Genomic DNA, 18,252 nt, shown 5'->3' on the forward strand with positions numbered 1-18,252 from the left:
CAGGGAGAGGGGATCCCAACTAAAACGGCCGCAATCCCCTTCCTGGCGCCACCGCACTCATCCACATCGTCACCGCCGCCACCAGCAGAATCATCCCGCCCGCCAGCGCGAGCGTAGTCCACCCTACCTGTCGCCACAGCACCGGCGTTTTATTGCCGCTGAGTTTAACCGCCAGCTGACGAAAGCTGTGTACCAGCAGCGCTAAAGACGAAATGGTGAGAGACGTTCCTGCCGCCATCGCCAGCGCGGACAGCATTCCCCAGCCAAACACGCCGATTACCTTACTGAACAGCAGCACCATGATCGCCCCCGAGCACGGGCGCATACCCATCGAGAGAACAATCATCAGCCGCGCGCGCCAGTCGTCGCCGTTCTGTAATTGTTCCTCCGTGGGCAGATGCTGATGCCCGCATCCGCAGTTTTCATCATGAACGTGGTGCGGCGTAAAGGTCTTGAATTTCGGCTTTTGCAGCAGCACGCGCAGCTTTTTGAGCGCCCGCCAGCAGAGGATCAGCCCCAGCACGCCCACTAGCGCATAGCTCCCTTTTTCAAGCCAGAAGCTGCTCATGTGTAGCTGACGGGCAGGCAGCTGTAAGAGTGAAAGGACTATCACGACGAGCGCAATCGCCACGCCGCCCTGCAGCAGCGAGGAGGCCAGCGTCAGGCCAATGCTCGATCTCAACTTCGAGGGATGGGTAGCAAGCCAGGTGGTGATGACGATTTTGCCGTGCCCCGGCCCCAGCGCGTGCAGAACACCATAGATAAAGCTAAACGCCAGCAGGGAACCGCCCGCTTTTGTCGGGTTCTCCGCCACAGCCTTCAGCAGCCCGCTCATCTGTTGATTGACTTCACGCTGCCAGATGACGCTTTTCATCATCACCTGCGGCCAGGCCTGCCACAGCCAGAGCGAACCGCAAACGGCGAGCAGGAGAAAAAGCGCAAGTGGCCAGAGATGAAGCCAGCGGCGCGGTTTTTGATGCGAAGAGGAGATCACTGACATTGTAACGTTACCTCCTGCGCAAACTGTTTACCCAGCTCCATGTCCTCCGGTGGCGCATCTTCTTTGTCGAGAGAGACCGCAAAGTTCAGCGTCTCTTCGCTGGGCTTTGGCGTGTGGACGGTAAGCTTGCATTTCTTTTGTAGCGATGCCGGAAGCTGCACGTCGCTGTCCTCGGCGTAGCTCATATCGACATAGTAGGTGGGGTCAAAGGTGGAGAAACGATACTTTTGCCCTGCCAGCGGCTGAGGGTGTGCCAGCGGGAGAATAAACGTCAGCACCGCCTGATGCCCGTCTCGCGTCATACCGTATTCCGTGGGCCGGTTAAGAAATTTGACCTTTTGTCCGTTATGCCAGAACTCGGTGAAATAGTGCTGACCGAGCACGTTGGCCATCACTTCTGCCGCCAGCTTTTTCCAGATCTCATCGCCAGGCTTTGCGTTTCCCGCATCATAGAGCAGATCCGCCGAGGTGATTTCATCCATCGTCCAGCGCATTTTCAGGCCGCTGAGCTGCGTGCCGTCCGTCACAAGCTCGGTTTTCAGGCTGATAAAACTGTGAGGATGTGCGCTGACGGCAAAGGTGATAACCGCCAAAAATAACGCCATCGCGCTGTGTTTAACTATTTGCATCAATTCCTCACGTCAAAAATTCTGTGATGTTCCCCAGCAATCCTGAATGAAAGGCCTGCCGGCGCGCTTTTCAGCGCCCATCCTTTAGCTATTCTTATCAAACATTCACACTGGATACCCGACAGATGATGACGACGCTTGAAATTCCATCTGTGCTTTCCAGTTCGCAGCGCCGCTGCCAGGTGCTTTTGATGCTTTACCTGCCCGATGCTGCCGTCACCGCACAGAACATAATCGCTGCGAATGGCGTGGACGACGCAATGGCACGGCAAGATATAGCCGAGACGCGCGATGAAATCCAGCGCTATCATCGGCTTGATATCGTCACGCACCTCGACGGCAGCTACCGAATTGAAGGTTCGGTCCTGAATCAGCGTTTATGCCTGCTGCACTGGCTGCGCAGGGCACTTCGGCTTTGCCCGCAGTTCGTCTCTCACCAGTTTACTCCCGCGCTTAAAACCGCACTTAAACAGCAGGGCATCGCTCGTCCACTCTATGATGACACCAACCTGCGAGCATTGATCAACTTCTGCTCGCGAAAGCTTCAGCGTCCGTTTGACTGCCGCGACGTACAGTTTTTACAGCTGTTTTTGCAATACTGTCTGATCCAGCATCATCTGGGCAATACGCCGCAGTTTTCCCACGTTCAGCGCAGCTGGACGCAATCGAGAGGGGAATATTTCACCGCGCAGGAAATCGTGCGCCACTGGAAACGGCGTGTTCCGCAGGGAACGCACAGCGATGAACAGCTGTTCCTCGCGCTGCTGTTTATGATGCTGCGCACCCCCGATCCGGTGCTTGACAGACATCAGCAGGATCAACGCCTGCGCCGCACCATAGTGCGGATGATCGCGCGCTTTCGGGCCCAAACCGGGATGAATTTTAGCGATGAACAAGGGCTGACCGATCAGCTTTATATCCATCTTGCTCAGGCGTTAGATCGCTCACTGTTTGAAATCGGCATCGATAACAGCCTGCCGGAAGAGATTCATCGGCTTTATCCGCGGCTGTTACGCACCACCAAAGAGGCGCTGTTTGAGCTGGAAGCAGAGTTCGGGCTGCGTTTCTCCGATGAAGAGATGAGCCTGGTGGCGGTGATTTTTGGTGCCTGGCTGATGCAGGAGACCGATCTGCATGAAAAACAGGTGGTGTTACTGACCGGGGAAGATAAAGCATGTGAAGCGTTGATTGAGCAGCAGCTGCGCGAGCTGACGCTGTTGCCGCTCAATATTCGTTATCTGACTCTGCACGCGTTTCAGAAGGAAGGTGCGCCCCGTGAAGCTGCGCTGGTGATCACCCCTTACCCAACCGCCCTGCCGTTGTTCTCGCCGCCGCTGATCCATGCCGTTGAGACATTGAACGCGCAGCAGCAAGAACATATTCGCGCGATGCTGGAATCCTAGTTACGCCCGTGCCGTCACTTTGGGGCGAACGAGCATTGCGGGTAGTGCAACGAGCGCCATCACCCAGAATACGCCGTGCCCAAGGTGCTGATACAGGAAGCCTGCAAAGACCGTCATCACGGCTATGCTGCCGCCCATTGCCACCGCAGAGTAGACCGCCTGCAGTCGAATCACATCCCCACCCTCTCGCGCAGAGATGTAGCGCATCGCCGCCAGGTGGCACACGGTAAAGGTACCGCAGTGCAGAATTTGCGCCAGAATCAGCCACGGCAGTTCGGTCGTCCAGCCCATAATCCCCCAGCGTGCCACGCCGCACACGGCAGAAAGCAGCAGCAAATCGCGCGCGCCGAAGCGACGGAACAGTTTTTTACTGAGCGCAAAGATGATCACTTCCGCCACGACGCCGAGCGACCACAGGTAGCCTACCGCAGAAGCAGAGTAGCCCGCCCCCTGCCAGTAGATGGCGCTGAACCCATAGTACGCCGCATGCGCCCCCTGAAGGAGGCAAACGCACGCCAGAAAACGCCAGCTTTGTGCCACCAGGCTCCGCCAGGCCGGCCAGCCTGCGCTCTCCTGGTGACGGCTTTCGCCCTGCGGCATTACCGACGGACGCAACAGCATCCCCAGCAGCATGGAGGCAATACCCACGCTCAGTAACGCAAGGATGGCGTGATAGTCGTACAGGCTGACCAGCTTACCCACCAGCGCCGAGCCGATCACGAACGCAATCGATCCCCAGAGACGCACGCGGCCATAGTCCATGGTGATCTGCTTTTGCCAGGTGTTCGCCAGGGCATCCGTCAGCGGCACCAGCGGTGAGAAGAACAGGTTGAAGCCAACCATCACCACCATCAGCCAGGCAAACTGCTGACTCACCCAGAAGCAGGCGACAAAGACCAGAGTGAGCAGCGCAAGTATGCGCACGGCCTTGATCAGTAAGGAGGGATCGCTGACGCGCGGCGCAATCAGCAGACTGCCCAGGAAACGCGCCACCAGTCCTGCGCCAAGCAGAACACCGATGGACTCAGGGATGAGGCCGATTCCCTTGAGCCAGACGCTCCAGAAAGGCAGAAAAATACCGTAGCTAAAGAAGTAGGTGAAGTAGCTGAGCGCCAGCCAGCGCGTGGAATGCAAGACCATGAATCCCTCCCGAAATGGAGGCGATAGTCTGGCGTTTATCCTGCACTTTAGCAAGTCGTTAGCGCGCTATAAATTAACGATAAATTAACATCATGGACGGCCGGTCGGCGTATGGCGAGAGCGGCAAAATTGTATTACGTTTAAAGAACATCGCCTGAAGAGGTCGTTTGCCATGAACAGCTTACGTTATTTCGATTTCGGCTCCTCACGTTCTTTCCTGCTTTTGATTGCCCGTATTGCTATCGTTGTCCTGTTTATTATTTTTGGCTATCCCAAACTCACAGGGTTTAGCGGCACCGTTCAGTATATGACGTCGCTCGGCGCCCCCATGCCTATGCTGGCCGCGATTATTGCGGTGGTGATGGAAGTCCCCGCGGCAATTCTGATCGTGCTGGGCTTTTTCACCCGCCCCATCGCGGTGCTCTTTGTCTTTTATACGCTGGGAACGGCGGTGATAGGCCACCATTACTGGGATATGACCGGTGATGCGGTTGTGCCGAACATGATTAACTTCTATAAGAATGTGAGTATTGCTGGCGCATTTATTTTGCTGGCGATTGTGGGACCGGGGGCCATATCTCTTGACCGACGTTAGCCCATAAAAAAAGGCCGCAAGCGCGGCCTTTTTTATTTCTGCAAAGCAGAGGGATTATGCGTATACCGGGAAGCGTGCGCAGATATCCAGAACTTTACCTTTGACGCGCTCGATAACCGCTTCGTCATTGATGTTGTCCAGAACGTCACACATCCAGCCCGCCAGCTCTTTCACTTCCGCTTCTTTGAAGCCGCGGCGAGTCACGGCCGGAGAACCGATACGGATACCGGAGGTCACGAACGGGCTCTTCGGATCGTTTGGCACGCTGTTTTTGTTCACGGTGATGTTGGCGCGGCCCAGGGCTGCGTCAGCTTCTTTACCGGTCAGGTTCTTATCAACCAGATCCAGCAGGAACAGGTGGTTTTCAGTACCGCCAGACACCACTTTGTAGCCACGGCTCAGGAACACTTCCACCATCGCTTTGGCGTTTTTGGCAACCTGCTGCTGATAAACCTTGAACTCTGGCTCCATCGCTTCTTTCAGCGCTACCGCTTTTGCGGCGATAACGTGCATCAGCGGGCCGCCCTGCGCGCTTGGGAACACGGCGGAGTTCAGTTTCTTATACAGCTCTTCGTCACCGCCTTTCGCCAGGATCAGGCCACCGCGTGGACCCGCCAGGGTTTTGTGGGTGGTGGTGGTCACAACGTGAGCGTGTGGAACCGGGTTCGGGTAAACGCCTGCCGCGATCAGACCCGCAACGTGCGCCATATCAACGAACAGGTAAGCACCGATGCTGTCTGCGATTTCACGCATTTTTGCCCAGTCAACGATACCGGAGTAAGCAGAGAAGCCACCGATGATCATCTTCGGTTTGTGCTCTTTGGCCTGCTTAGCCATGTCTTCGTAGTCAATTTTACCGGACTCATCAATACCGTAAGGGATGATGTTGTACAGTTTGCCGGAGAAGTTAACCGGGGAGCCGTGAGTCAGGTGGCCGCCCTGCGCCAGGTTCATACCCAGAACGGTATCGCCCGGCTGCAGCAGCGCGGTGTAGACAGCGAAGTTAGCCTGAGAGCCTGAGTGCGGCTGCACGTTCGCGTAGTCTGCGCCAAAGAGTTCTTTCGCACGGTCAATCGCCAGCTGCTCAACGATATCAACGTACTCGCAACCGCCGTAGTAGCGCTTGCCCGGATAACCTTCAGCGTATTTGTTGGTCAGCTGAGAACCCTGCGCCTGCATCACGCGCGGGCTGGTGTAGTTTTCGGAGGCGATCAGTTCGATGTGCTCTTCCTGACGTACTTTTTCCTGCTCCATAGCCTGCCACAGTTCGGCATCATAATCGGCAATGTTCATTTCACGCTTTAACATCCGCATCTCCTGACTCAGCTAACAAGTAAATTTTGGCCTGAAAAGGCAGTCCTGTTGGACGACGGGCAACAGTATAACTGAATAGTTCTGCGATAACAGGTCTTGACAAACGATTTTACGCAAACGTTTACCTCCACGCCGCGCAAGGGTTTGAGGAATAAAGCCCTCATCATTTTCAACGGATTTCTTTTCAGGTTTGTGATGCATATTTTTCATCTTGCAAAGAACCATTTACAACGCAGGGTTATTTTTTATAAGATGCATTTAAAATGCATCATTAAATATAACATCAGAAGGACGCGCTCATGCTCGACGCTCAAACCATCGCTACCGTTAAGGCCACCATTCCCCTGCTGGTGGAAACCGGCCCTAAACTCACCGCGCATTTCTACGATCGCATGTTCTCGCACAACCCGGAGCTCAAAGAAATTTTCAACATGAGCAACCAGCGCAATGGCGACCAGCGTGAAGCGTTGTTTAACGCCATCGCAGCCTACGCCAGCAATATCGAAAACCTGGCGGCATTGCTGCCTGCGGTAGAAAAGATTGCGCAGAAACATACCAGCTTCCAGATCCAGCCTGAGCAGTACAACATCGTTGGCGGCCACCTGCTGGCCACGCTGGACGAAATGTTCAGCCCGGGCCAGGAAGTGCTGGACGCGTGGGGTAAAGCCTACGGTGTGCTGGCAAACGTATTTATCAACCGTGAAGCGCAAATCTACCGCGAAAACGCCAGCAAGAACGGCGGCTGGGAAGGCACGCGCGCGTTCCGCATCGTCGAGAAAACCCCACGCAGTGCATTGATTACCAGCTTTGAATTTGAGCCGGTGGACGGTAAACCTGTTGCCGAATATCAACCGGGCCAGTATCTGGGCGTGTGGCTGAAGCCTGAAGGCTTCCCGCACCAGGAGATCCGCCAATATTCTCTTACCCGAAAGCCAAACGGCAAAGGCTACCGCATTGCGGTGAAACGCGAAGATGGCGGTCAGGTTTCAACCTGGCTGCACAACGAAGCCAGCGTGGGCGACGTGGTTCATCTGGCCGCGCCGGCGGGTGATTTCTTTATGGCCGTTGACGGCAATACGCCAGTGACGCTGATCTCTGCGGGTGTTGGTCAAACGCCAATGCTGGCGATGCTCGATACGCTGGCAAAAGCAAACCACGACGCGCAGGTAAACTGGTTCCACGCCGCAGAGAACGGCGACGTGCACGCCTTTGCGGATGAAGTGAAAACGCTCGGGGCGTCCCTGCCGCGCTTCACCGCGCATACCTGGTATCGCCTGCCGACGGACGCAGACCGCCAGGCCTCACGCTTCGACAGCGAAGGTCTGATGAATTTAAGCCAGCATGAAGGGGCGTTTAGCGCACCGGACATGCAGTTTTACGTCTGTGGGCCGGTGGCGTTTATGCAGTATGCTGCGAAGCAGCTGGTTGAGTTGGGCGTGAACAAAGACAACATTCATTACGAATGTTTCGGACCGCATAAGGTGCTGTAATCGCCCGGCGGCGCTTCGCTTGCACGGGCCTACGAAGGGTTTTGTAGGCCGGGTAAGCGCAGCGCCACCCGGCAAGAATGTTAAATCGCAGCGTCGTCTTCTTCACCGGTACGGATACGGATCACGCGCGCCACGTCAAAGACGAAGATTTTCCCGTCGCCAATTTTGCCCGTCTGCGCGGTACGAATGATGGTATCCACGCAGGTATCCACGATATCGTCACTGACCACGATTTCAATTTTCACTTTCGGCAGAAAGTCGACCATGTACTCCGCGCCACGGTAAAGCTCGGTGTGGCCCTTCTGACGACCAAAACCTTTCACTTCCGTTACTGTCATCCCGGTGATGCCAACTTCCGCCAGCGCTTCACGTACATCATCCAGTTTGAAAGGTTTAATAATCGCATCAATCTTTTTCATGGTGGGTCCTTAAACTCATGCCTGTAAGCTGCCTCGTAATCGATTGCTCACAGTACCATACGGCATTACTCTTTAAAATCGTTTGCTTCCAGCTCGTGGCGCGACAGCAGCTTGTAGAACTCGGTGCGGTTGCGTCCGGCCATGCGCGCCGCGTGGGTTACGTTACCCTTCGTAATCTGCAGCAGTTTGCGCAGGTAGTTCAGTTCGAACTGGTTACGCGCTTCGGCAAAGGTCGGCAACGCCGTGTTTTCTCCTTCCAGCGCCTGCTCCACCAGCGCGTCGCTGATAACGGGCGACGACGTCAGCGCCACGCACTGCTCAATCACGTTGACCAACTGGCGCACGTTGCCAGGCCACCCGGCGGTCATTAGCCTTTTCATTGCATCAGTGGAAAACGCGCGCACGAAGGGTTTATGGCGATCCGCGGACTGACGCAGCAGATGGTTTGCCAGCAGTGGGATATCTTCCGCACGCTCGGCCAGCGCAGGAATTTTCAGGTTCACCACGTTCAGGCGGTAGTAGAGATCTTCACGAAACTCATTGCGCGCCATCACTTTTGGCAGATCCCGGTGGGTGGCGGAAATAATACGCACGTTGATGTCGATATCGCGGTTGCTGCCGAGCGGACGCACCTTTCTCTCCTGCAACACGCGCAGCAGTTTCACCTGCAACGGCGCAGGCATATCGCCAATCTCGTCGAGGAACAGCGTGCCGCCTTCCGCCGCCTGGAACAACCCTTCCCGGCTGCTCACCGCGCCGGTGAAGGCGCCGCGCGCGTGACCAAAGAGTTCGGATTCAAGAAGCTGTTCCGGCAGCGCGCCGCAGTTAATGGCGATAAAGGCATTTTTAGCGCGCGGGCTGGCGTTGTGGATCGCCTGTGCCAGGATCTCTTTCCCGGTACCGCTCTGGCCGTTGATCAAAACGCTGACGTCAGATTGCGCCACCATTCGCGCCTGCTCAAGCAGACGCAGCATGACAGGGCTTCGCGTCACGATGGACTCACGCCAGACATCATCACCAGAAGGCGCGGCATGCTCCAGCGCGCTGTCGATGGCTTTATAAAGCGCGTCCTTGTCCACCGGTTTGGTGAGGAAGCTGAACACCCCTTGCTGGGTTGCCGCGACCGCATCCGGGATCGAGCCGTGGGCGGTCAAGATGATAACCGGCATGCCGGGCTGCTGCTTTTGAATCTCTGCAAAAAGCTGCAGGCCATCCATTTCGTCCATCCGCAGATCGCTGATCACCAGATCAATCTTCTCGCGGCTGAGCACTTTCAGCCCCTCCTGCCCGCTTTCCACCGTCACAACGCTGTAGCCTTCACTGACCAGGCGCATTCCCAGCAGCTTTAACAGCCCAGGATCGTCATCGACCAGTAAGAGATGGGCAGGTTTACGGCTTGTCATGGCTTCACATCCTCTTCTTTCTGTGCGTCACCGTCCGGCGACGCGGCAGAATTTCCTTTCGACGAATCTGGCAAATAGCTGCCTGCGGGTTTACGCGTCGACAGTTGCCTTTCAATATCGGTCAGATTTTCAAGCTTGCGCGTGGTGGTCTCAAGCTGGGTGCGCAGATAATTCTGCTGCTGGCGAAGCGTATCAAGCTCGCCGTCCGTTGACTGCTGTAATTTGCTGTAGCGGGAACGCTCTTCAGACAGCTGAAGCTGTAATGCCTGGCCGTCCCGCCAGAGTTGATATATCGGCCGCACCTGCGCAGGAATGTTGGCGCTGAACGCGTCCAGGCGCGTGATATTCGTGCGGCGCTCCACGGGCGTGATTTTGGCATCGCCAAGCAGAATGGCACGTTTAAAGGTCGCCTGCCATGCGTTGTCGCCCCACATCGTGGCTTGCGCCCGTGCCTCTACGGGTTCCAGACGCTGCGCACAATCGATGCCACGCAGCCAAAACAGCGGGTTGGTATCAACTTCATGTCCTGATAAGTGCCAGATGCCCTCGCAGGGGGTGGTCAGGAAATCCGCCAGCTGATTTTCAGGCCATTTTTCTTCCGGCTTTTCACTGATTGCGCTCTTCGGAACATGGGTCACACACCCTGCCAGCAGTAAACACGGCAGACTTAGACGTACAGTATTGCGGGAAAACATCGCGCATGCGGCGCGGAAAAAAACGTGTGACATACTCACCAGACTTAGATTCATTTTATTGATTTTCCGGCTTAAGAGGCAGTTCGATACGAAAGCACACATCCGACCGTTCATCACTGACGATATTAAGTTCGCCGTGCATGCGTCGTATGCCGTCGCGGGCAATACTGAGGCCCAGACCACTTCCTTTTACCGCACCTTTTCGCTGATGACTGCCCTGGAAAAAGGGTTCAAAAATCATCGTTTTTTCTTCATCCGGAATCGGGGTGCCCGTATTCGCTACATCGATAAACACCCGGGAACCCGCCCTGTAGCTTCGGATATAAATGTTACCGGATTCAGTACCATAGTGCACCGCATTGGAATAAAGATTATCCAGAACGCTCATAAACAGCATGGGCTCTGCAAGACAAGCGGGCTCACTAAGATCGACCTGGGTATGCATCATTTTAGCTCTTGCTGGCAGGCTATGGGCGGAGATCACCATATCCACTATCGGTGCAATCTCCACAGTTTCCAGTACCACTGCCCCGTCCGCGAGCTTACGGTTGTAGTCCAGCAGTTGCTCAATCAGCTTTTGCAGATTCCGGCTGCTGTCATCGAGGATCTCGACAATCTCTTTTTGCTCAGAGGTCAGCGGGCCGGCCACTTCGTCCGCCAGCAGCTCGGTGCCTTCTCGCATGCTGGCGAGAGGCGTTTTGAGTTCGTGGGAAATGTGACGGAGGAACTGATGACGCTGCGTTTCCAGCCACGCCAGACGTTCGGAAAGCCAGATGATCCGCTGACCCACTGAACGCAGCTCGCGCGGCCCGGTGAAAACAACCGTATCACCGAGAGACTTCCCCTCACCCAGACGGTTAATCATCCGCTGTATGCCCTTCACCGGACCGATAATCATGCGGGTGAACAGCAGAACCAGAGCAAGACTGACCAGGAACAGGACCAGCGCCTGCCAGCCGAAGAATTGACCGCGCTCGGCGATTTCCTGCTGCAGCTGCTGCCCGCGAGAGAAGATCACCGTGCGTGTAGACTGGACCATTTCCGTATTGGCATTAGCAAAAGCTTCCAGCCGCGCGGCGGCGGCGGCATCCGGGCCGCTATTTTTACACTGTAGCTGAGCCAGATCGTTCAGGTCCTGACGTAATGCCTGGTAGAGTTTGTCGTCCGGCAGCACGCCCGCGTGGGCATCCAGCATTTCGCTGTAGCGTTTACGTTGATTCTGGTAAACCCGCTCCAGGGTGCGATCGTCCAGCACGCAATACTGGCGATAGCTACGCTCCATCTCCAGCGCGGCGTTAGTCATTGCTTCGCTTCGCCTTGCATCAATTAGCGTCGTGCGATTCGTCAATGCCGCCTGTGCGCTTAGCGCATTGAGACTTTGCCAGGCCTGCCACGCCAGTATCAGTAAAGGGAGCAGGATCAGCAGGAATGCCATCATGACGAGCTGTCGCAGGGAGCGAGGGAAAACAGACCAGCGTTTCAACGCATTACTCTCTTAATGGGGGTTTACGCAGAGCGTAACTGAGTCTGCCCTTCAGATACAACAAAGCCGGGTAAAAACCCGGCTTTGTTGTGGAATGAGGCGGTGCCTAACTCGACGTTTCGCCCTGTCCTGATAAAGCATCGCTATGATCAGTAGTTGGACGGCAGGCACCTTTTTGTGCGTCATTCTAAGTTTATGTAGCGCGTCCCGAAGGGGCTGACATAAGAAGGTGAATGAGCCACTGATTAATATTATGCAACAGCCGTGCCAGTTTGCAAAACAATAAATTAACTTGATGAATTAAATAGGTTTTATACACTCAACCTATTACTTGTTGGCAGAATGATTTTCAGGCTAAGTGTCGCTATTTAACAACACCTTTAGACCATGATTTTTGTACTTATATAAATCAACAAGTTAAGTGTCACCTTTTGGAGACATTGACGGAGCGGGATTGTCGCAATTTTGCGACACGCATAAAAAAGCCCGGTTGCGCTCACGCGTACCGGGCCTACAAGGGTGAAGGTGCTAAAACTTAACCCAGTTGCTTACGCGCGTTGCGGAAGATACGCATCCACGGGCTGTCCTCGCCCCAGTTTTCCGGGTGCCAGGAGTTGCTCACGGTGCGGAACACGCGCTCCGGGTGCGGCATCATGATGGTCGCACGACCGCTTTCACTGGTGACTGCCGTAATACCGTTGGCGGAGCCGTTCGGGTTAGCAGGGTAGGTTTCTGTCACCTTGCCGAAGTTATCGACAAAGCGCAGCGCCACCAGACCTTTGCTCTCCAGTTGAGCCAGATGCGCAGCATCACGCACTTCTACCTGACCTTCACCGTGGGAAACGGCGATTGGCATCTGCGAACCCACCATTCCCTGCAGCAGCAGAGACGGGCTTTGGGTCACTTCCACCAGGCTGAAGCGCGCTTCGAAGCGGTCAGACTGGTTACGCACAAAGCGCGGCCAGGCTTCGCTGCCCGGGATCAGTTCTCGCAGGTTAGACATCATCTGGCAGCCGTTACACACGCCCAGCGCCAAGGTCTGCGGACGATGGAAGAAGGTTTCGAACTCGTCACGCACGCGGCTGTTGAACAGGATGGACTTCGCCCAACCTTCGCCCGCGCCCAGCACGTCGCCGTAGGAGAAACCGCCGCACGCCACCAGCGCCTGGAAATCTTCCAGACCGGTACGTCCGGCCAGCAGGTCGCTCATGTGGACGTCGATGGCGTCAAAGCCCGCGCGGTGGAAGGCAGCCGCCATCTCAACGTGGGAGTTAACGCCCTGCTCGCGCAGCACGGCTACCTTTGGACGCGCGCCTGTCGCAATGTACGGTGCAGCGATATCTTCGTTGATATCAAAGGAGAGCTTCACGTTCAGGCCTGGATCCTGGTCATTCGCTTTTGCGTTATGCTCCTGATCGGCACATTCCGGGTTATCACGCAGGCGCTGCATCTGCCAGGTGGTTTCTGCCCACCACATGCGCAGCGTGGTGCGGCTTTCGCTGAACACCGCGTGGCCGTCTGCTTCAATGACGAAGCGGTCACCCTGAACGGCTTTGCCCAGATAGTGCACGCAGTCTGCCAGACCGTGCTTCGCCAGAATCGCTTCAACCGCGTCGCGATCTGCGGCGCGTGCCTGAATCACCGCACCCAGCTCTTCATTGAACAGCGACGCCAGACGGTCTTCGCCAAGCGTTGCAATGTTCGCTTCAACGCCGCAGTGGCCAGTGAAGGCCATCTCTGCCAGCGTCACCAGCAGGCCGCCGTCGGAACGGTCGTGGTAGGCCAGCAGCTTACGCTCCGCCACTAGCGCCTGGATGGCGTCGTAGAATCCTTTCAACTGCGCGACGTCGCGCACATCGGCTGGCTTGTCGCCGAGCTGGCGGTAAACCTGTGCCAGCGCGGTGGCACCCAGCGCGTTTTGGCCTTTACCCAGGTCAATCAGCAGCAGGGCGTTGTCTTCGGTCGCAAGCTGCGGCGTAACGGTGTGGCGCACGTCTTCCACGCGCGCAAACGCGGTGATCACCAGCGACAGCGGAGAGGTCATCTCGCGCTGCTCGCTGCCTTCCTGCCAGCGGGTTTTCATCGACATGGAGTCTTTACCCACCGGAATGGTCAGGCCGAGGGCAGGACACAGCTCCTCGCCCACCGCTTTCACGGCTTCATACAGGCCAGCATCTTCGCCAGGGTGACCGGCTGCGGCCATCCAGTTTGCGGAGAGTTTGATACGTTTGATGTCGCCGATCTGCGTCGCGGCGATGTTGGTCAGCGCTTCACCGACCGCCAGACGGGCGGAGGCGGCGAAGTCCAGCAGCGCCACCGGGGTGCGTTCGCCCAGGGCCATCGCTTCGCCGTAGTAGCTGTCGAGGCTCGCGGTAGTCACCGCGCAGTTTGCCACCGGGATCTGCCACGGGCCAACCATCTGGTCGCGCGATACCATACCGGTCACGGTACGGTCGCCGATGGTCACCAGGAACGTTTTCTCCGCCACGGCAGGCAGGTGCAGCACGCGGTTAACCGCTTCTGCCACGGTGATGCCCTGGCGATCCAGCGCTTTGCCCGCCGCTTTGCGGGTTGTCACGTCGCGGGTCATCTTCGGCGTTTTACCGAGCAGGACGTCCAGCGGCAGATCGATCGGCTGGTTGTCAAAGTGGGTGTCGCTTAAGGAAAGGTGCTGCTCCTCGGTCGCTTCACCGATGACCGCATACGGCGCACGCTCGCGGCGGCACAGCTCGTCAAACAGCGGCAGTTGATCCGCGGCAACCGCCAGCACGTAGCGCTCCTGGGATTCGTTACACCAGATCTCCAGCGGGCTCATGCCCGGCTCATCGCTCAGGATATCGCGCAGGTTGAAACGGCCACCGCGGCCACCGTCGCTCACCAGCTCCGGCATGGCGTTGGACAGACCGCCCGCACCTACGTCGTGGATGAACAGAATCGGGTTGGCGTCGCCCAGCTGCCAGCAGCGGTCGATCACTTCCTGGCAGCGACGCTCCATTTCCGGGTTGTCACGCTGCACGGAAGCAAAATCGAGGTCCGCATCAGACTGGCCGGAAGCCATAGAAGACGCTGCCCCGCCGCCCAGACCGATGTTCATCGCCGGACCACCGAGTACAATCAGCTTCGCGCCGACGACGATCTCGCCTTTCTGCACATGATCGGCACGGATGTTGCCGATCCCGCCCGCCAGCATGATCGGTTTGTGGTAACCGCGCAGCTCTTCGCCGTTGTGGCTGTCCACTTTCTCTTCATAGGTACGGAAGTAACCGTTCAGCGCCGGACGACCAAACTCGTTGTTAAACGCCGCGCCGCCCAGCGGGCCGTCGGTCATGATATCCAGCGCGGTGACAATGCGCTCTGGCTTGCCGAAATCTTCTTCCCACGGCTGTTCAAAGCCCGGGATACGCAGGTTTGAGACGGAGAAACCGACCAGACCCGCTTTAGGCTTAGCGCCACGACCGGTCGCGCCTTCGTCACGGATTTCACCGCCGGAGCCCGTCGCCGCACCCGGCCACGGGGAGATCGCCGTTGGGTGGTTGTGGGTTTCCACTTTCATCAGGATATGCGCGGGCTCCTGATGGAAGTCATAGCGCCCTGCTTCGCGATCGGCGAAGAAGCGGCCCACCTCGGAACCTTCCATCACCGCGGCGTTGTCTTTATAGGCAGACAGCACATGGTCAGGGGTTTGTTCCATGGTGTTTTTGATCATTTTGAACAGCGACTTCGGCTGCTGTTCGCCGTCAATAATCCAGTCGGCGTTGAAAATCTTATGTCGGCAGTGCTCAGAGTTGGCCTGCGCGAACATGTAGAGTTCGATGTCGTTCGGGTTGCGGTTGAGCTTAACGAACGCGTCCTGCAGGTAATCAATTTCGTCTTCTGCCAGCGCCAGGCCGAGACGCAGGTTGGCGTCAATCAGCGCCTGACGGCCCTGCCCCAGCAGGTCTACGCTCTGTACCGGCGCAGGCTGATGGTGTGAGAACAGCTTCTGCGCGTCGTCGAGAGAGGCAAATACGCTCTCCATCATGCGGTCGTGCAGCTCAGCCGCAACCGCCTGCCACTGCGCGTCGCTCAGGGTGGAGGCTTCAACATAGTACGCCACGCCGCGTTCCAGACGGTTAATCTGGCTCAGACCACAGTTGTGGGCGATGTCGGTGGCTTTGGAAGACCAGGGGGAGATGGTGCCCGGACGCGGCGTCGCAAGGATCAGTTTGCCGGTTGGCGTATGGCTGCTCAGGCTTGGACCATACTTGAGCAGGCGTTCCAGCTGTACGCGCTCCTCTGCATTCAGGGGGGCATTCAGGTCAGCAAAATGGACATACTCAGCGTAAATATTGCTTACCGGAAGGTCGGCCGCCTGAAAACGTGCCAGCAGTTTGGTAATACGGAAGGCAGACAGTGCAGGCGAACCACGCAGAATTTCCATCATAAGTCTCTCGTCTTCGAAGCGCCGGGGCGCTTACAGTGTGCGCAAGGGGGGAAAACGGGCGTCATTATAGAGAATCCTGAGCGCCGACGAAACCGTTTGCGTCGAAATAAAATTTGTACAGCGGTTTAACAATAGGTGTGACCTGTCTCTCTAATTTGTTGCCAAGTGGCGTAACTTTGCGCAAAATGCCGCTCATTCAATGGCAAACCTTATTCTTAACATGGCTACAGCATACTGAGGCAACCGGCGTCGCAGAGAATTAACTAATTGAAAAAATTAAAGATTAATTATCTGCTCATCGGCATTGTTACGTTGCTGCTGGCAGTGGCCCTCTGGCCTTCTATCCCCTGGTTCGGTAAAGCCGAAAACCGTATCGCCGCCATTCAGGAGCGGGGGGAATTGCGCGTCAGTACCCTCTCCTCTCCGCTGATTTACGGCGACATCAACGGCAAAACAATTGGTCTGGATTATGAACTGGCCCAGCAGTTTGCCGACTATCTGGGTGTTAAGCTCAAAATTACCGTGCGTCAGAACATCAGCCAATTGTTCGATGACCTGGATAACGACGACGCCGATATCCTTGCAGCCGGGCTGGTGTACAACAGCGAGCGCAGCAAGAACTATCAGCCAGGCCCGACCTACTACTCTGTCTCCCAGCAGCTGGTTTACCGCGTGGGAAGCGTGCGCCCGCGCTCGCTCGCCACCATTAACGAGCAACAGCTGACGATTGCCCCCGGCCATGTCGTGATTGACGACCTGCGTGCGCTCAAAGAGAAAAAGTATCCTGACCTGAGCTGGACGATTGACCCAAAACTGGGCACGACAGAACTGCTCGATCAGGTTAAAGACAAAAAGCTGCCCTACACCATTGCCGATTCGGTGGCCATCAGCCTGTTCCAGCGCGTGCACCCTGAAATCGCCGTGGCGCTGGATGTGACTGACGAACAGCCGGTGACCTGGTTTACCCAACTGGATAACGATCAGACCCTCTCTGCGGCCATGCTCGATTTCTATAACGCCATCAATGAAGACGGTACGCTGGCGCGCCTGGAAGAAAAATACCTCGGCCATGGTGATGACTTCGATTACGTCGACACCCGCAGCTTCTTGCGCGCAGTTGATAGCGTCCTGCCGGACCTGCAGCCGTTGTTCGAAAAATACGCCCAGGAGATTGACTGGAAGCTGCTGGCGGCGATTTCGTATCAGGAATCCCACTGGGATACTCAGGCTACCTCTCCGACCGGCGTGCGTGGTCTCATGATGCTGACGAAAAATACCGCGCTGAGTCTGGGCGTCAATGACCGTACCGATGCGGAGCAAAGCATCAGCGGCGGCGCACAGTATTTACAGGATATGATGGCCAAAGTACCGGAGACCGTGCCGGAAGAAGAGCGGATTTGGTTTGCACTGGCCGCCTACAACATGGGTTATGCGCACATGCTGGACGCGCGCGCGCTGACGGCAAAAACCAAAGGTAACCCGGACAGCTGGTCTGATGTAAAACAGCGTCTGCCGCTGCTGAGCCAGAAACCGTGGTACAACAAGCTGACCTACGGGTATGCGCGCGGGCATGAAGCCTACGCTTACGTGGAAAATATTCGTAAGTATCAGATAAGCCTGGTGGGGTATCTGCTGGAGAAAGAGAAAGAAGCGGCAGAAGCTAAACAGCTGGCTCAGAGCTACCCAGTGGTCGCACCGGACGAACTTAATCGTCCACCTGCTTCAATTCTGCCTTTTGTTGCTTTTTCTGCTGCCGGCGCATTCGAAAGAAGTCACTTAGCAGACCCGAACACTCTGGTGCAAGTACCCCACCGATAGTCTGCACCTGGTGGTTCATCCCCGGATGGCCTAGCACGTCCATTAGCGAACCGGCCGCGCCTGTTTTTTCATCCCGAGCACCAAACACCAGCGTACCGATACGACTGTGCACCATCGCGCCGGAACACATAACGCAGGGTTCAAGGGTGACGTACAGAGTCGTATCGAGCAGACGATAGTTTTGCAGTACCAGCCCGCCCTGACGAAGCGCCATAATTTCGGCGTGCGCGGTAGGATCGTGGCGGCCAATGGGGCGGTTCCACCCTTCGCCAATCACCTGATTATGATGAACCAGCACCGCGCCCACGGGCACTTCGCCCTCATCCCAGGCACGTTGAGCCAGCGTTAGCGCGTGGCGCATCCAGTATTCATGATTGTGTTCAGGGTTGGACAACGGTTGATACTCCAGTCGAAAAGCGGGCGGCATTATACACGCCCGT

Annotated in this window: 14 protein-coding genes; 4 read left to right on the plus strand and 10 right to left on the minus strand. The window is 56.5% G+C overall.

Annotation, left to right across the window (positions count from 1 at the left end; genetic code table 11):
- Window positions 1-19 precede the first annotated feature (19 nt).
- Both KW829_RS05740 and KW829_RS05745 read right to left on the minus strand, forming a co-directional pair.
- Window positions 20-1,000 (minus strand): nickel/cobalt transporter, encoded by a 981-nt coding sequence (locus KW829_RS05740; RefSeq protein ID WP_218307780.1) that lies wholly within the window; start codon window positions 998-1,000, stop codon window positions 20-22.
- A complete protein-coding gene (locus KW829_RS05745) occupies window positions 991-1,629 on the minus strand; it encodes a DUF1007 family protein (protein ID WP_089597798.1) in 639 nt (212 codons plus the stop codon). Before KW829_RS05745 ends, KW829_RS05740 begins: the two co-directional genes overlap by 10 nt.
- Window positions 1,630-1,754: 125 nt before the next feature.
- Between KW829_RS05745 and csiE the strand changes: the two genes are divergently transcribed.
- Window positions 1,755-3,032, plus strand: coding sequence for a stationary phase inducible protein CsiE (gene csiE, locus KW829_RS05750; RefSeq protein WP_218307781.1), 1,278 nt, complete (start codon window positions 1,755-1,757; stop codon window positions 3,030-3,032).
- On the opposite strand, the gene KW829_RS05755 is transcribed toward csiE, so the two are convergent.
- The gene (locus KW829_RS05755; protein WP_218307782.1) at window positions 3,033-4,172 is read right to left on the minus strand and encodes a 3-phenylpropionate MFS transporter; all 1,140 of its coding nucleotides are present in this window, start codon (window positions 4,170-4,172) and stop codon (window positions 3,033-3,035) included.
- Between the two features lie 172 nt (window positions 4,173-4,344).
- Between KW829_RS05755 and KW829_RS05760 the strand changes: the two genes are divergently transcribed.
- Window positions 4,345-4,767 carry a DoxX family protein gene (locus KW829_RS05760; protein ID WP_032653045.1) on the plus strand — a complete coding sequence of 141 codons (423 nt, stop codon included), beginning with the start codon at window positions 4,345-4,347 and terminating at the stop codon, window positions 4,765-4,767.
- A gap of 54 nt (window positions 4,768-4,821) precedes the next feature.
- Here the strand turns inward: KW829_RS05760 and glyA are convergent, their stop codons facing one another.
- Entirely contained in the window at window positions 4,822-6,075 is a 1,254-nt protein-coding gene (glyA, locus tag KW829_RS05765) for a serine hydroxymethyltransferase (protein WP_046888197.1), read from the minus strand.
- Between the two features lie 305 nt (window positions 6,076-6,380).
- On the opposite strand from glyA, the gene hmpA reads away from it, so the two are divergent.
- Window positions 6,381-7,571 carry an NO-inducible flavohemoprotein gene (gene hmpA / locus KW829_RS05770; protein WP_218307783.1) on the plus strand — a complete coding sequence of 397 codons (1,191 nt, stop codon included), beginning with the start codon at window positions 6,381-6,383 and terminating at the stop codon, window positions 7,569-7,571.
- An 80-nt stretch (window positions 7,572-7,651) separates the two neighbouring features.
- Here the strand turns inward: hmpA and glnB are convergent, their stop codons facing one another.
- From glnB to purL, 5 genes are all read right to left on the minus strand, one after another.
- Entirely contained in the window at window positions 7,652-7,990 is a 339-nt protein-coding gene (glnB, locus tag KW829_RS05775) for a nitrogen regulatory protein P-II (RefSeq protein WP_003860685.1), read from the minus strand.
- A gap of 65 nt (window positions 7,991-8,055) precedes the next feature.
- Window positions 8,056-9,393, minus strand: a complete 1,338-nt coding sequence (glrR, locus tag KW829_RS05780; protein WP_218307784.1) for a two-component system response regulator GlrR — start codon at window positions 9,391-9,393, stop codon at window positions 8,056-8,058.
- Window positions 9,390-10,142, minus strand: a complete 753-nt coding sequence (gene qseG, locus KW829_RS05785; protein ID WP_218307785.1) for a two-component system QseEF-associated lipoprotein QseG — start codon at window positions 10,140-10,142, stop codon at window positions 9,390-9,392. The genes glrR and qseG overlap by 4 nt, the downstream gene beginning before the upstream one ends.
- Before the next feature lies 1 nt (window position 10,143).
- Complete coding sequence (gene qseE, locus KW829_RS05790; protein ID WP_218307786.1) at window positions 10,144-11,571, minus strand: two component system sensor histidine kinase QseE/GlrK; 1,428 nt, start codon at window positions 11,569-11,571, stop codon at window positions 10,144-10,146.
- 535 nt (window positions 11,572-12,106) lie between these two features.
- Window positions 12,107-15,994 carry a phosphoribosylformylglycinamidine synthase gene (gene purL, locus KW829_RS05795; protein WP_218307787.1) on the minus strand — a complete coding sequence of 1,296 codons (3,888 nt, stop codon included), beginning with the start codon at window positions 15,992-15,994 and terminating at the stop codon, window positions 12,107-12,109.
- Between the two features lie 267 nt (window positions 15,995-16,261).
- Between purL and mltF the strand changes: the two genes are divergently transcribed.
- A complete protein-coding gene (mltF, locus tag KW829_RS05800) occupies window positions 16,262-17,812 on the plus strand; it encodes a membrane-bound lytic murein transglycosylase MltF (protein ID WP_218307788.1) in 1,551 nt (516 codons plus the stop codon).
- Here mltF and tadA read toward each other — a convergent pair.
- Window positions 17,700-18,239, minus strand: coding sequence for a tRNA adenosine(34) deaminase TadA (tadA, locus tag KW829_RS05805; protein WP_089597789.1), 540 nt, complete (start codon window positions 18,237-18,239; stop codon window positions 17,700-17,702). The two genes, mltF and tadA, sit on opposite strands and share 113 nt — an antisense overlap.
- Window positions 18,240-18,252 lie beyond the last annotated feature (13 nt).

The sequence above is a fragment of the Enterobacter sp. ENT02 genome (assembly GCF_019219165.1).
Lineage (GTDB): Bacteria > Pseudomonadota > Gammaproteobacteria > Enterobacterales > Enterobacteriaceae > Enterobacter > Enterobacter mori.

What these genes read in the sequence shown, in the direction of transcription:
- tadA (WP_089597789.1), bottom strand. Translation starts at nt 18,239, where the DNA reads ATGCCGCCCGCTTTTCGACTGGAGTATCAACCGTTGTCCAACCCTGAA.
- KW829_RS05755 (WP_218307782.1), bottom strand. Translation starts at nt 4,172, where the DNA reads ATGGTCTTGCATTCCACGCGCTGGCTGGCGCTCAGCTACTTCACCTAC.
- csiE (WP_218307781.1), top strand. Translation starts at nt 1,755, where the DNA reads ATGATGACGACGCTTGAAATTCCATCTGTGCTTTCCAGTTCGCAGCGC.
- purL (WP_218307787.1), bottom strand. Translation starts at nt 15,994, where the DNA reads ATGATGGAAATTCTGCGTGGTTCGCCTGCACTGTCTGCCTTCCGTATT.
- hmpA (WP_218307783.1), top strand. Translation starts at nt 6,381, where the DNA reads ATGCTCGACGCTCAAACCATCGCTACCGTTAAGGCCACCATTCCCCTG.
- KW829_RS05740 (WP_218307780.1), bottom strand. Translation starts at nt 1,000, where the DNA reads ATGTCAGTGATCTCCTCTTCGCATCAAAAACCGCGCCGCTGGCTTCAT.
- glrR (WP_218307784.1), bottom strand. Translation starts at nt 9,393, where the DNA reads ATGACAAGCCGTAAACCTGCCCATCTCTTACTGGTCGATGACGATCCT.
- glnB (WP_003860685.1), bottom strand. Translation starts at nt 7,990, where the DNA reads ATGAAAAAGATTGATGCGATTATTAAACCTTTCAAACTGGATGATGTA.
- KW829_RS05745 (WP_089597798.1), bottom strand. Translation starts at nt 1,629, where the DNA reads ATGCAAATAGTTAAACACAGCGCGATGGCGTTATTTTTGGCGGTTATC.
- KW829_RS05760 (WP_032653045.1), top strand. Translation starts at nt 4,345, where the DNA reads ATGAACAGCTTACGTTATTTCGATTTCGGCTCCTCACGTTCTTTCCTG.
- glyA (WP_046888197.1), bottom strand. Translation starts at nt 6,075, where the DNA reads ATGTTAAAGCGTGAAATGAACATTGCCGATTATGATGCCGAACTGTGG.
- qseG (WP_218307785.1), bottom strand. Translation starts at nt 10,142, where the DNA reads ATGAATCTAAGTCTGGTGAGTATGTCACACGTTTTTTTCCGCGCCGCA.